The sequence below is a fragment of the Variovorax sp. UC122_21 genome (assembly GCF_044056785.1).
Classification (GTDB): domain Bacteria; phylum Pseudomonadota; class Gammaproteobacteria; order Burkholderiales; family Burkholderiaceae_C; genus Variovorax.
Genome location: NZ_CP172003.1, coordinates 1007384 through 1020571 on the forward strand (window position 1 = coordinate 1007384; position 13188 = coordinate 1020571).

The following is a 13188-nucleotide window of genomic DNA, read 5'->3' on the forward strand; positions in this document are numbered from 1 at the left end:
CAAGCTCTGAAATCGCGCGACAAAGTCAAACTCCGCGGTGTCGCAAAGAACTACGAGGATCCTAGACGCGCCCGCACCACGCACGCGGTGGAAAGACTTCACGCTCGACATTCAGGACGGCCAGTTCATCTGCCTGCTGGGCCCGAGCGGATGCGGGAAGTCGACCGTGCTGAACATGGTCGCGGGTTTCGAAGAGGTCAGCGCCGGCAGCATCGAAGTCGATGGCGCGGCGGTGCGCGGCCCGTCGCCGGAACGTGGCATGGTGTTTCAGCGCCCCATGCTGTTTCCCTGGCTCACCGTGATCGACAACATCACCTTCGGGCCACGTATGGCGGGACAAGCCAGAGATCGCTACCTGCCGGGCGCCAAGCGCTACATCGAGCTCATGGGCCTGTCCGCCTTCGAGAACCATTACCCCTACGAGCTCTCGGGCGGAATGCAGCAGCGCGTGGCGCTCGCCCGCGCCTGGATCAACGAGCCAAAGCTGATCCTGATGGACGAGCCCTTCGGCGCGCTGGATGCGCAGACCCGACTGCAGATGCAGGAGCTACTGCTCGAAGTCTGGGAGCGGCTTCGCACGACAGTGCTCTTCATCACCCACGACATCGACGAGTCGCTCTTCCTGGCCGACAAGGTGGTGGTCATGAGCGCACGGCCGGGTCGCATCAGGGAGTGCCTCGACGTCGGGATCGAACGGCCTCGACGCTACGAGACGCTGATTCACGACGAGCGCTTCATCCGTGCCAAGCAATTCATCTTGCAAGCCATCCGCGGCTGAGCGCGGCGTGGCAAAACCACATCAAGGAAAGACACAGCCATGACCGTCCATCGAATGGATCTCTACGCGCGCTTGCTGGAGGACAGGGAGGTGCTGTGCGGCTTGGCCGCGCAAGCCGGCGCTCGGCTTCAGATACCGACCGAGCTCAAGGGCCTGATTGGCACCTCGGGTGCCAGTTCGGCGTTGCCGGGCTCGATCCGGCAGGACGTGCTCGAAGCGATGTCTTCGGTGTCCGCTGACTTCGTGTCACCCAAGGCGTTGGGGGACGAGATCCGACGACTCGTCAAATCGGTCTACGGCGATGGCTACGACGCCGCGGTCGCCAACAGCTGCGAGGCGGCATTGAGCGTGGCCTACGACGCGTTGTTGACTCCGCCGCAGTTAGGCAGGGGCACCCCCTACCGCGCGCGGTGTATCGGGCTTATCGAACGGCATGCTGAGCACCACCTGAGCTACGGAAGGCCCTTCCCTCCACGTTATAAGGAAATCTTCGCCGACCGCGGCACCACTGCGGGCGAGTTCGGCCTGGGTGGGCGTCGCGCCATGGAGACAGACATCGTGATGGTCCCGATGGCCGGCGCGCGCTATGACGCGCACGGCCCCAAGATGACGCCGTGCCCGCTGCTCCTGGAAACCGATTCGTTGCGCGCGGTCGAGACGTTGCGCGTTGCAGCCGACATCCATGCGGCCGACCTCGCTGGCTTCGTCACCCTGGGCTACGATACCCCTGGCTACGGATATGGTGACAAGAACGCCCACGGGGTGCCGGCGATCCAGGCGGCAGTGGGCGAACTCGCGCAGCATTTCGGAGTGCCATACATCGTGGACAACGCATGGGGCGTGCCGTTTGTGGGCACTGACCCGAGGCTCGTCGGTGCGGACGTGATGCTTTACAGCATGGACAAGGTCGCGGGCGGGCCAACCAGCGGTCTGATTGTCGGTCGCGAAAACGCCATGGTGAACGTCCGCCGCGCCTTGGGCGTGCACAGCGAGCGCTTCGGTCCTGGCTCGGCGCACGGAAAAGGCGTGTATGCGTCGGTCGACCCTGGCAGGCTGTCGCTGGCAGCACTGGTGCAGGTCCTGCGCGTGTTACGCGATGAGCCCGAGCGGCTGAGCGGCCCGATCGACGCGACGCATCGCATCGTTCTCGAAGCCTATGAACGTCATGCCAACATGTTGGGACCCGGCTTTCTCATTACCAAGTCGTATAACCTCGGCGGCGTCGAAATAAACTACGAGCGCAGTTGGAGCGGGACCGATTTCGGGCTTCCAATCTTCAGCAACGAAGACCGTATCGCTGGCGCGCACGTGCTTAGCCACATGATGGCGCGAATGGGTGTGCTGCTGATCCAGTCCGAGGACGGCAACATCGTGCTGACGCCCGGCCTGGGCACGCTGGACCGCCAAGGGGTGCTTCGCGAGGATCGCATGCGGCACGTGGTCGAGGCACTATTCACCGCGCTGGGCCTGCTGCGCGAATGGGCCGATGCGCTGGCCCCGGTGGAGGCGTGAATTATGGCTGCCCGCCACGCCATTGCCACGCCGAACGCGCCCGCCGCCATGGGAACCTATTCACAGGCCATCGTCGCGGGACGCATGGTGCACACGGCTGGACAGATCGGCATCGATCCTCGGACGATGGCGCTGGTCCAGAGCGCCGAGGGGCAGGTCGAGCAGGTGTTTCGCAACCTTCAGGCCATTGCGGAGGCCGCGGGATCACGTCTGGACGATGCAGTGCAGCTGACCGTCTACCTCGTCGACCTGTCGATCTGGCCGCTAGTCAACGCATGGATGGTCGGACATTTCACTGCGCCCTACCCCGCGCGCAGCGCGGTAGGTGTCGCTTCGCTGCCGCTCGGCGCGGTGATCGAGGCCCAGGCCGTATTTTCGCTGCCGGATCCGGCTGACGAAGACCTGCCGCAGAATTAAAGTTGACGAGGAGAGATTGGCAACAGCAGGCTTCAAAAGATCGAAGAGCGCGGGTCCTCTCCGTCACTTCCCCACGCTCTGCGTTTCGTGCTGAAGCAAGAGGGCTACCGCCTCGACAATGCCGACCGGCTGTTGTTTACGCTCGAGGCGGCTCTGAAAGAGTCCTGCGACCTGATTCCATCACTCCTGGCTGCATATGGCCTCCCGCCAGCAAGAGGCTTGACTCCCCAAGTCGCCAAGTCGCCAAGTCGCCAAGTGGGCAGTTTGCTGTCTCGCCTGACAGCGCCTGCAGCATGGAGCGGTGTCCATCGAAGGAAACCTGATCGACCGGACAGATCAAGCCCTGGAAAGTCGACACGAAGAATTGGCTGTTCGTGGACGGCCACTCGCCTGCGGGTGAGCGTCAGCAATGATGAGCCTGGTGCAGGCTGCCGAGCTCAATGGCCGGGATCCGCGGGTGTACTTCCGCAACGTGCTGACGCGCATCCACGCGCATACTCGCCAACGGCTGACGATCTGCTTCGGCATCGCTGGTGGCCGAGGACGGGGATTTCGGCCGATGACTCGAGCTCGAGCCGGTGTTCCGTACTTCGGCCCCACCCGGAGCTTCGCTGGGATGAAAAAGTGGCCGATCTTTAGTGGCGGACAACCACCATCGGTACGTAATACGTGGCGCCGAAGTGGCCACGCGCCGCGAACATCAATCCACGGACGAAGGCATTCAGGAAGTCCGCGGTCCCCGCCACGGGTCGCGGACTGCGTCCGGCCTTGGGCTCACCATCGCTCCAGAATAAAAGGCGTGCCATTCATTGCTACACGAGATTTGGTGGCTCGCTATCAGGCTTTATCCAGCTTTCTAGCCGCTGGATGATTCGCCAACGGCACAAAACGATTCGCCCCTATCTCGAACGCTTCGATCGATCCGCTCTCAATGTCGTAGACCCAGCCGTGCAGAGTCAGCGTACCCTGGGCAATTGCAAGCGCAACAGACGGGTGCGTTCGCAAGTTGTTCAATTGGGCGAGTACGTTCTCCCGCACCATGCCATCTACGCGCGAGCGTTCGTCCGCGTGAGGCTTCGCTTCATTGATCATGCGGGCGGCATCAGCGTAGCGCAGCCAAGACTTTACAGCAGGCATCGTGTCCATGCAGGCACAGGTTGCAATCGCCTTCATGGCGCCACAATCAGAATGCCCGCAGATGACGATGTCGCTGACCTTCAAGGCTGACACGGCGAACTCAACGGTTGCCGAGACGCCTCCGGGTTCTGGACCGAATGAAGGAACGATGTTGCCTGCGTTGCGCATGACAAACAGATCTCCCGGCTCCCGTTGCGTAACGAGCTCGGGCACCATCCGACTGTCCGAACACGAGATGAACAACGCCTTTGGGGTCTGGCTCTTTGCCAACTCCCTGAAGAGCTCTTTACGAGTGGGGAATATTTCCGCCTGGAAGCGAAGAAAGCCGGCAATGATGTCTTGCATGGCCGTAGTCTAATCATAAGCAATGGGACGTACGCCCTCCACCCGCAGTTGAGAGAACCTGACAAAGTGGCGGTGTCACCCACCGCCTGAACCGGGGCGTCGTTATGAATATCACGGCTATTCCCATTGACTTGGCCAAGGACGTGTTACAGGTCCTCGGCATCGACGATGCACGGCAAGATGGTCTTGATGGAACAGCTCGGCGAGACCGAGGGACAGGAATCCAGGGAACTCAACAGTCGAGCATCGTGTGGACGCGTCGGGCCCGACGCTACGCGCGTGTGACAGCTCGACCGACCGCGTCCAGGATGAAGCGCGCGAGGGCGGAGCGGCCGGTTCAGGCCCCAAAAGCGCCGTCGATCGTGTGCATGGCACCGGTCACGAAACTGGCTCCCGGCCCGGCCAGCCAGGCGACCATGCCTGCGACCTCGTCCGAGCGACCATGGCGCTTGATCGCCATGAAACTGTGCATCAGGTCCTTCATTGGACCGTTCTCCGGGTTAGCTTCCGTGTCGATCGGCCCCGGCTGCACGATGTTGATGGTGATGCCACGCGGTCCGAAATCCCGCGCCAGCCCTCGAGCCATTCCTTGAAGCGCGGACTTGCTCAGCGCATACGACGCCATGCCCGCGATCGGCATGCGGTCGCCATTGACCGATCCGATCACGATGATCCGGCCGCCTTGGGGCATTCGCCGCGCCGCCTCCACCGATGCGTGGTACGGCGCGTGGACGTTTATACGGAACAAGCGATCCACCGCATCGGGGTCCTGTTCCAGCGCATCGCCGAACAGGGCAATGCCCGAATTCACGACGAGCACATCCAGCGGGCCGCTGGCCCGGACCCGTTCGATGACCGCATCACGGTCAGCGCTGTCAGCCAAGAATGCTCGGCTGCCTGTTTCGCTGGCGAGAGAATGTGCCGCCTCAGGTGAGCCAGCGTAGGTGAATGTCACCTGCGCGCCGTCCCGGGCGAAGCGCCGTACGATCGCTGCCCCGATTCCCCGACTGCCGCCAAGCACCAACACAGATTTGCCCTCGAACGCCGACATGATTGCTCCTTCACATTAATGTAGTGGAGAATACAAAAACAACTTCAGCGCAGTCAAGGATTTTGTAATGACGACTACAAATATTTCTCGCGCCCGAGGTCGCCCGCGCCGTTTCGACCCGGACGAAGCACTCGCCACAGCCCAACGACTGTTTCATCAGCGGGGCTACGATGCCGTTGGCGTGGTGGACCTCACCAAGGCGCTGGGCATCAACCCGCCCAGCTTCTATGCGGCGTTCGGGAGCAAGGCCAGCCTGTACGCGCGTGTCCTTGAGCGCTATGCCACCACCGGCGCTATCCCGCTCACCCAGATCTTGAGCACTGAACGGCCTCTGGCAGTGTCACTTGCGGAGGTTTTCAGACCGCGCCGCACGTGCGTACGCCGCCGATGCCGCCGCCACTGGCTGTCTTGTGCTCGAAGGCACCCACTGCAACGACCAGGATGCGCGCGAGGCTGCCTGTGGCTACCACGTCGCGGCGCAAGATCTGATTCACCAGTACATTGCCAAGCAACACCCGTTGGAAGCGGACCGGTTGACGGACTTCGTGAGCACTGTCATGGCCGGCATGTCGGCCAGCGCTCGTCACGGTCAGGGCTTGGACCGCTTGCTGTCCACCGCAAGACTTGCCGGCGCGGCGATCTCGCAGGCTTTGGAACCATGAACTCCTGAGCGAGTGCAGCGCATCCACGACCCGGCACCGTGCGAGCACGTTCGACTCCGGCAATCAGCATCCGAGGCCCGTGAGCCTCTGTCTCGGATGCAGTTCTCCAGAAGCTGAACTAACGCAATTCGTCGTTTCTTGCCGACGCGCTCCTTTGAGCGCCGTCAAACCTGATAAGCAATGACAGGCGGTTCGTACCGAGTCTGGCGCACCAACACGCCGTCAGCGTCCGCGTAGATCCATGCACCCGGCTGGATCGTGACCTCGCCGAAAGACACCGCGACGTCGCGCTCATGGGGAGATCTCACCGCCGAACTGCGTGGCGTCGTGCACAGCGCCTTGACGCCGAGATCGTAGGTAGCGATTTCCTCGGCGTCACGGATCGCCCCGAAGACGATGGCGCCCGCCCAACCGTTTCGCACGGCGATGGATGCCATGGTTCCGCCGAACAGCGCGACAGCACGCGAGCCGCTGCCATCGATGACCAGGATCCTTCCATGGCCAGGCTCGAGGCAGGCTTCGACGCCGGCGCGGTGGTCATCACGGACCTTGAGCGTCACCGCTTGACCCCAGAAGGTGCGCCGCCGTCCGAAATCACGGAAAGGGGCATCGCAGAGCTCGCACGAAAGCGGGTCGTCATCGGAAATATCCGCGGTCGCGAATGTCATGGTCGAATCCTTGCGTTCTGTCGCTCGATGGCCGGGCTCGATGCCTGCGCGGCTCAGGCGCCGGACTTGAAAACCGGCGCGACGATCTGGTTGTGCAGTCCGCCATCCACGAAGATGTCCGTGCCGTTGATGTAGCGTGCCGCGTCGCTCGCAAGGAAGGCCGCGGCTTCCGCGGCGTCCCACGGCGAGCCCATTGCGCCAGGCGGACAAGTCGCGTTGCGCGTCTTCAGCAGATGGTCCAGTCCTTGCGCATGGGCTCCCGCCAGTTGCTCTCGCACGAGCGCGGTATCCATCAGTCCGAGCAGGATGTTGTTGCACCGGATGCCACGGGCTGCATAGTGCATCGCCACGGTCATCCCGAGCGCATTCAGCGCCGCCTTGCTCGCGTGATAGGCGCAGGCGCCGGATACGCCAGCGCGCGTGCTCGCGATGGACGACACCTGCACGATGGCCCCTCGCCCCGCACGGCTCATGATCGGAAGCACGTGCTTGAGGGCCAAGAAGGCCGATCGCGCGTTCAACGCAAACGAACGGTCCCAATCTTCGACACTGAGCTCCTCGGGCCCGCCCTGGATCACGACGCCGACGTTGTTCACGAGAATATCGATGCTCCCGTTGACTTCCTGTGCCCGGCTCACCGCTTCGCGAATCGCGGGCTCGCTGCACACGTCGGCCTCGATCACTTCACAGAGGCCCCCCTTGCTCGCGCGCCAGCCGCTGGGTGCGGCGCGCGGCCTCCAGGTCTCTGTCGGCAGCGAACACCACCGCGCCCTGGCTTGCCATTCTGATGGCGATCGCCGCGCCGTTTCCGGGGCCGCTTTCGGCCGCACCCGCGCCGAAGATCAGCGCGATTCTGGACTGTAGAGGTTGGCTCATCTCGGGCTCATCCTTACCGCGCCATCGAGGCGCACGCATTCACCATTCATGTAGTCATTGGTCAAGAGAAACTCGACCAGCTGGGCGAACTCCCCGGGCTCGCCGACGCGCTTCGGAAACGGCACCGAGGCCTCCAGTGCTCGCCTCAAATGTTCGGGTCCTGTCCGCAGCATCGGCGTGTCGAAGAAGCCAGGCTTGATCGCGTTGACCCGTATGCCCTCGCCCGCGAAGTCCCTCGCAATGGGCAGGGTCATGCCCGCGACGCCTGCCTTCGATGCGGCGTAAGCGGCCTGCCCCATCTGGCCTTCGTCCGCCGAGATCGAAGCGGTGTTGACGATCGCGCCGCGCTCGCCGCTCGGCAAGCGGTCCAGTTCCAGCATGCCGGCCGCCGACTTCGCGATGCAGCGAAAGGTCCCGAGCAAGTTGACCTGAATCACCCGCTCGTACTCGGCCATCGGGTAGTGCCGCACAGCGCCGGTGAGCTTGTCGCGTCCCGCGGCCTTGTGGGCGTGCACGACGCCCGCGCAGTTGACCAGGATGCGTTCCTGGCCATTGGCCTGGCGGGCTCGAGCAAGCGCCCGTTCGACGCTTTCGTCCGACGTCACGTCGGCATCGCAGAAGACGCCCCCTATCTGGCGGGCCAGTGACTCTCCAGCCTCCACGTCCAGGTCGAGCAGCGCCACCTTGACACCCAAGGATGCCAGTCGAATGGCGGTTGCCGCACCCAGGCCCTTGCTCGCACCGGTCACGATGGCCGACACATTTCTGTCCAGCTTCATGACGTCGCCCTCGCGCCGTCCGTCAGCGCCTTGCGCTCGGTGTGAACGTTTTCGGGGCGATCGACCAGGGCTTGAGCGAGCAGGCGTTCCAGGGGTTTTTCGGATGCCGTCTTTGGGATCTCCGATACCACCTGGATGAAGCTCGGCACGAAGTTCGCCTCGAGCGCCGTGCGACAGCATCGGAAGAGCGCCTGCACGTCGAGCTGCACATCCGGTGCCGACACGACTGCAGCCACGACATCCTTTTCACCGGCCGCACCCGAGGCGGCCGGAATGCCATACACGAACACATCGCAGACCAGGCCCGAATCGACGATGGCCTTCTCGACATAGGCGGTGCTGATGAAGTCGCCATTGCGGCGAACGCCCCCGCCCTTGCGGTACTCGAAGAACAGCCATCCGTCGGCGTCTTCACGAACCACGTCACCCATGTGCAGCCACCCGCCTTCGCCCTTGCGAGCGGAAGCCTCGGGGTCGCCGACATACTCGATCTGAAAGGGCGAGCCATCCGCAGGGCGCAGCCAGAGCTCGCCGGGATGGCCTTGCGACACATCCATGCCCGCGTCGTCGACGATGCGATGGATGAAGTGCGACGCGATGCGGCCGATGCTGCCGACGGGGCCTTCACCCAATGGCTTGATCGCGAGGCCTCCTTCGGCCGATCCGTAGAACTCGAGGATCCGTACGTCGAAGCGCCGCTCGAACCGCTCCCACAGGGTGGCAGGCATCCCCGCCGAGACGACGAGCCGCACGGGGTTGTCCGCATCGTCGGCCTTCGCCGGCTCGGCGTAGATCGAGGTCGGCATGCCACCCAGCACCGTGAAGGTCGTGCATCCGTATCTGCGCGTGAGGTCCCACAACCTGGAGCGCGTGAAGCGACGCGAGAACACCACGGGCAGGCCGCCCAGGAGCGCCGGCGCCAGGGTCACCTGCAGCGCGTTGGCATGGGTCAACGACAGTCCGGAATAGAGTCGGTCGCTCGCGTGGTAGCCGAATCCCCTCAGCGCGGCAGCGGCGGTCTCGCAGAAGCGCCTCTGCGTCATGACGATGCCCTTGGGGTCGCCCGTGGTGCCGGAGGTGTGAAGGATCAACATCCTGTCGGCGCCGTTGGACTCCGGAAGGGGCAGGTCCTCACCCGCGTCCAGGCAAAGATCGGCGTAGCACTCGACGCGCGGCGCCCACAGGGCGCGGCCCGGGCCCTCGTCGGTGGGGAGCGCGGCGACCCATGCCACCTCGGCCGCGCCATCCAGTGCATCTTCGACGTGACGCAGCGCGTAGTCGGCCGCGACCAGTCCGGTCGCCTTCGAATTGGCGACCATGAAGGCGAGTTTCTCCCCCTTGGTGCGTGGATCGATCGGAACCAGGACCGCGCGCAGCAACGATGCAGCGACCAGCAGGTCGACGAATTCGGCGTGGTTGGCCATCAGGAGCGCCAGCACGCTGCCCGGTCCCACGCCGCGGCGACGCAGGCCGCGCGCCAGGGCCTGGCCGTTTCGCCATAGCTGGCCATAAGTGCGCGTGACATCGGGCAGCGCCGCACCGCATTCGAACACGAGCGCTTCGCGCTCCGGCTGCGACCGGGCAAACTCCGAAATGATCGAAGCCAGGTTGACGTGGGACTTGCTGCTCATTGCATCACGCCTTCTGAAGCACGCTGATGACGATCGCCGCCGCATCGTCGCCAATCCAGCCTCCGCCGTTCTCCGCCAGCGCGGTACGGGCACCGATCACCTGACGCGCACCGCAACGCCCGCGCAACTGGTCGGTGAGCTCGACCAACTGCGCGCACCCCGAAGCGCCGATCGGATGGCCTTTGCGCAGCAGCCCGCCCGACGGGTTCACGGGGACACGGCCGCCCAGCCGCGTCGCGCCGCTGTCGAGCAACGCAGCAGCTTCGCCCGAAGCCGCGAGCCCCAGGTGCTCGTAATAGATCAGTTCGGCCGGGGCGCCGGCATCATGCAGCTCGACGAGGTCGAGATCGACCGGCCCCACACCGGCCAATTCATAGGCCTGGGCCGCGACAGCCGGCGCCAGCCGTGCAGGGTCATCGTCGGTGTAGTCCCAGCCAGAGGCCAGCACGGAGGAGAGAACACGAACTCTTTCCTGGATGCCAAGCCTCTTCACCGCGCTTTCGGACATCAGGACGAGCGCCGCGGCGCCGTCTCCGATCGGCGCACACATCGGCCGCGTCATGGGATCCACGATGAGAGGCGCAGCGAGTACCTGCTCGATGGTGAGGACTTCCTGAAACTGCGCCTTCGGGTTGAGACTCCCATGGAACGAGTTCTTGGCGGCGACCGCGGCAAAGTCGCGCTGCGTCGCCCCACTTTGAGCCATGTAGTCGCGCGCCATGCTCGCGTACAGGTCCATGAAGAGCGAGCGCGACTTGCCCGCTTCCGCAAGGTTGGCATCGGACTTCGTCTCGTGAAGGCTTCGGGAGAGCTTTTCATAGACCTCGTCGATGGCCTCGAGGTCGACGGCGCCCTGGAAGACGGAGAACGTGCGGGCCTTGTCCTCGCTGTAGAGCTTCTCGAAACCAGCGACGAGCACGATGTCGTAAGCGCCCAGTCCGATCATCTGGAAAGCCTGTTGAAACGCCGTCGCCGACGTGGCGCATGCGTTCTCGACGTTCACCACGGGAATGCGACCGATCCCCAGGCCGCGAAGCACCACCTGTCCCGGAACCAGCACCTGGCCCGTCATCACGCCTGCCGCCGCGTTCCCCATATAAGCGGCCTGGAGTTGCGATGGCTCGATTCCGGCGTCGGACAGCGCCGCGGTGATTGCCTCCGCCGCGAGCGACTTCAGTCCGCGATCGAGAAATTTGCCGAAGCGGGTCATGCCCGTGCCGGCGATGAATACAGGTTGCATGGAATAGGGGTTCGATCCAGGGAGCGTTCGAAGGCGCAGACCTGCGCCGAGCTCGGTTATTGATGCGGCGCTCGGGCTCTCGAGCCGCGAGCGCCGCGCTTCCACAGTGCCCGCCCGCGCTTTCGCGGGTGGCACCACAGCGACTACTCGGGCTTGAAGTTGATGGCTCGCAGCATCTCGCCGTTCTTCTCGAAATCGGCTTGCAAGGAGGTCACCAGTTCCTCCGGGGTGCGCGGCTGACCGACGCCGAAACCGTATTCGATGAGTCGGTCGCGCACGGCCTTTTGTTCCATCACCTTGAGCGTTGCCTGGCGCAGTCGCGCCTGCGCGTCGGCCGGCATGCCCGGCGTGACCCACAGGCCGATCCAGACCACCGTCTCGATGCCTGGATAGCCGAGCTCGCGAAACGTCGGCACGTTGGGCAATGCCGGCGAACGCTCCGGAAGAGTCACCGCGAACGCTTTCAACTTGTTCGCCTTGATCATCGGCAGTGCCGTCGACATGCCGTCGAACATCAGCGGCACATGCCCGCCCATGACGTCGGTGAGACCAGGTGCCGATCCCTTGTAGCCGACGTGCGTCATGTCCAGGCCGGCGGCCTGGTTCAGCTTCAGGCCCGCCACGTGCGCGACCGTGCCGGCGCTGTACGAGGCGTAGCTGACCTTGCCCGGATTCGCCTTCACATAGCTGACAAGCTCGGGCACGGTTCGGGCAGGCACGGAGGGGTGGCCGACCAGCACCAGGCCGAAGCGCGCGAATTCCGCGAGCGGCTTGATCTCCTTCGCCATATCGATTTTGAGCTTCAGGATATGCGGTACCTCGGAGACCATGCCGCTGATGCCGACCAGCACCGCCGATCCATCCTGCGGTGAGTGCATCAGGTCGTTGACTGCGATCGCGCCGCCGGCACCCGGCTTGGGGTCGACCACGACCGTCTGGCGCAATTCCTTTTGCAGCCCGTCACCCAAAATGCGAGCGACGATGTCCGAGCCTCCGCCCGCGGGGGCGGAGACGATGATGCGCAGCGGCTTGTCGGATGCGGGCTGCGCGCGCGCTTCTGGCGCGCCTAGAACGATGACTCCCGCGAGCGCAATCAGCGCTGTCGAGAGGTGTCGCCGGGAGAAATAGAAACTCGATACCTTCATGCATGTCTCCTGTTTTTCTTGGGGTTGATTGCGCGATGAGGCTGGGCGCCGGTCTTCACTTCACCGTCTTTTTTCGCGCAGGTGCTTTCGCCGGAAGCGGGGATGCCGAGTCCTGTCTCTTGCCCGGCGCCATGATTCCGCCCCAGAGGATCGACATCAGCGGCGCCGCTTGCGCCGAAAGGGAATAGCTTCGACGGCGGTACTCCCACATCAGGAAGGCCCGGTTGAAGATGGCGTTGAAGGCATCGAGCACCACTCGGCTGTCGATGTCGCTTCGGAGTTCGCCTTGGCCTTGCGCCTCGTTGATCGTGTGAAGCAGGCGCTTCATCATCCCGGACTGCGCATAGCTCGGGTCACGCATCCAACGCTCGAGCGGAACGGTCATGAAGATGATGCGGCCCACACTGGGGTTCCTCTCGTAGAACTCCAGATGCATCTGCAGCACGCCGAGCAGCTTTGTCCTGACGTCGCCCTCTCCTTCGAGCGGCTTGAATGACGCCGGATACAGACCTTCGAGCCAATGCTGGATGAACCAGAACAGTAGCGCCTCCTTGTCTCCGAAGTAGCTGTAGATCGTCCTGAAGCTCATCCCGGCTTCGCGCGCGATCGTTCGCATATCGGCACGGTGGAAATCGCCGGCGGCGTACGTCTCCATCACGACGGGCGACAGTCGATCGCGCAGATGATCGGGAATGATGCGTTCGCTCGCGAGAGATGTCGGCCCTTGCGCCTTCGCCTTCGCGTCGATGAGTTTGGTCATGCCTTGAACTTGCAGGTAACTTTGTTATCCTCGATGGTAACGAAGTTACCTTCCGACCATCTAGGGTCAAACCCTTGCCCGTTTCGACCTTCTTGGATTCGATACCTCGCTTAGGATAACGTTGTTACCTATGTCGTTTTTACCGGTGTTTGGAGAGGGAAAGATGCCCGCGAAAACACCTCTTCAA

At 63.6% G+C, this 13188-nt stretch carries 14 protein-coding genes and 1 pseudogene; 5 read left to right on the top strand and 10 right to left on the bottom strand.

The genetic code is table 11. The features are described from left to right. The first annotated feature begins 37 nt into the window (after positions 1–37). From ACHMXE_RS05145 to ACHMXE_RS05155, 3 genes are read left to right on the top strand one after another with little or no spacing between them, the layout of a single operon-like run. A complete protein-coding gene (locus tag ACHMXE_RS05145) occupies positions 38–778 on the top strand; it encodes an ABC transporter ATP-binding protein (protein ID WP_395347108.1) in 741 nt (246 codons plus the stop codon). 39 nt (positions 779–817) lie between these two features. Then, positions 818–2290: a hypothetical protein gene (locus ACHMXE_RS05150; protein WP_203206452.1), complete on the top strand. Its 1473-nt coding sequence runs from the start codon at positions 818–820 to the stop codon at positions 2288–2290. Between the two features lie 3 nt (positions 2291–2293). Continuing rightward, positions 2294–2707: a Rid family detoxifying hydrolase gene (locus ACHMXE_RS05155; protein ID WP_203206451.1), complete on the top strand. Its 414-nt coding sequence runs from the start codon at positions 2294–2296 to the stop codon at positions 2705–2707. 837 nt (positions 2708–3544) lie between these two features. Here ACHMXE_RS05155 and ACHMXE_RS05160 read toward each other — a convergent pair. Further along, positions 3545–4189 carry a carbonic anhydrase gene (locus ACHMXE_RS05160; protein ID WP_203206449.1) on the bottom strand — a complete coding sequence of 215 codons (645 nt, stop codon included), beginning with the start codon at positions 4187–4189 and terminating at the stop codon, positions 3545–3547. Between the two features lie 337 nt (positions 4190–4526). Further along, the gene (gene bdcA, locus ACHMXE_RS05165) at positions 4527–5240 is read right to left on the bottom strand and encodes an SDR family oxidoreductase (protein WP_395347111.1); all 714 of its coding nucleotides are present in this window, start codon (positions 5238–5240) and stop codon (positions 4527–4529) included. A gap of 67 nt (positions 5241–5307) precedes the next feature. Here bdcA and ACHMXE_RS05170 point away from each other — a divergent pair. Both ACHMXE_RS05170 and ACHMXE_RS05175 read left to right on the top strand, forming a co-directional pair. Next, positions 5308–5448: pseudogene (locus tag ACHMXE_RS05170) on the top strand (TetR/AcrR family transcriptional regulator); the annotation flags it as partial. A 202-nt stretch (positions 5449–5650) separates the two neighbouring features. Continuing rightward, the gene (locus ACHMXE_RS05175; protein WP_395347477.1) at positions 5651–5902 is read left to right on the top strand and encodes a hypothetical protein; all 252 of its coding nucleotides are present in this window, start codon (positions 5651–5653) and stop codon (positions 5900–5902) included. Between the two features lie 164 nt (positions 5903–6066). Here ACHMXE_RS05175 and rraA read toward each other — a convergent pair whose 3' ends face one another. From rraA to ACHMXE_RS05215, 8 genes are all read right to left on the bottom strand, one after another. Further along, positions 6067–6570 (bottom strand): ribonuclease E activity regulator RraA, encoded by a 504-nt coding sequence (rraA, locus tag ACHMXE_RS05180; protein WP_395347113.1) that lies wholly within the window; start codon positions 6568–6570, stop codon positions 6067–6069. Positions 6571–6623: 53 nt separating this feature from the next. Further along, positions 6624–7253, bottom strand: coding sequence for an SDR family NAD(P)-dependent oxidoreductase (locus tag ACHMXE_RS05185; RefSeq protein WP_395347115.1), 630 nt, complete (start codon positions 7251–7253; stop codon positions 6624–6626). 1 nt (position 7254) lies between these two features. Beyond that, entirely contained in the window at positions 7255–7446 is a 192-nt protein-coding gene (locus tag ACHMXE_RS05190) for a hypothetical protein (RefSeq protein WP_395347117.1), read from the bottom strand. Next, the gene (locus ACHMXE_RS05195) at positions 7443–8225 is read right to left on the bottom strand and encodes an SDR family NAD(P)-dependent oxidoreductase (protein ID WP_395347119.1); all 783 of its coding nucleotides are present in this window, start codon (positions 8223–8225) and stop codon (positions 7443–7445) included. The genes ACHMXE_RS05190 and ACHMXE_RS05195 overlap by 4 nt, the downstream gene beginning before the upstream one ends. Beyond that, positions 8222–9856: an AMP-binding protein gene (locus tag ACHMXE_RS05200; RefSeq protein ID WP_395347121.1), complete on the bottom strand. Its 1635-nt coding sequence runs from the start codon at positions 9854–9856 to the stop codon at positions 8222–8224. The genes ACHMXE_RS05195 and ACHMXE_RS05200 overlap by 4 nt, the downstream gene beginning before the upstream one ends. A 4-nt stretch (positions 9857–9860) precedes the next feature. Then, complete coding sequence (locus ACHMXE_RS05205; protein WP_203206442.1) at positions 9861–11096, bottom strand: thiolase family protein; 1236 nt, start codon at positions 11094–11096, stop codon at positions 9861–9863. 143 nt (positions 11097–11239) lie between these two features. After that, the gene (locus ACHMXE_RS05210) at positions 11240–12241 is read right to left on the bottom strand and encodes a tripartite tricarboxylate transporter substrate binding protein (protein WP_203206441.1); all 1002 of its coding nucleotides are present in this window, start codon (positions 12239–12241) and stop codon (positions 11240–11242) included. A gap of 55 nt (positions 12242–12296) precedes the next feature. Further along, entirely contained in the window at positions 12297–13001 is a 705-nt protein-coding gene (locus ACHMXE_RS05215) for a TetR/AcrR family transcriptional regulator (RefSeq protein WP_203206440.1), read from the bottom strand. Between the last annotated feature and the right edge of the window lie 187 nt (positions 13002–13188).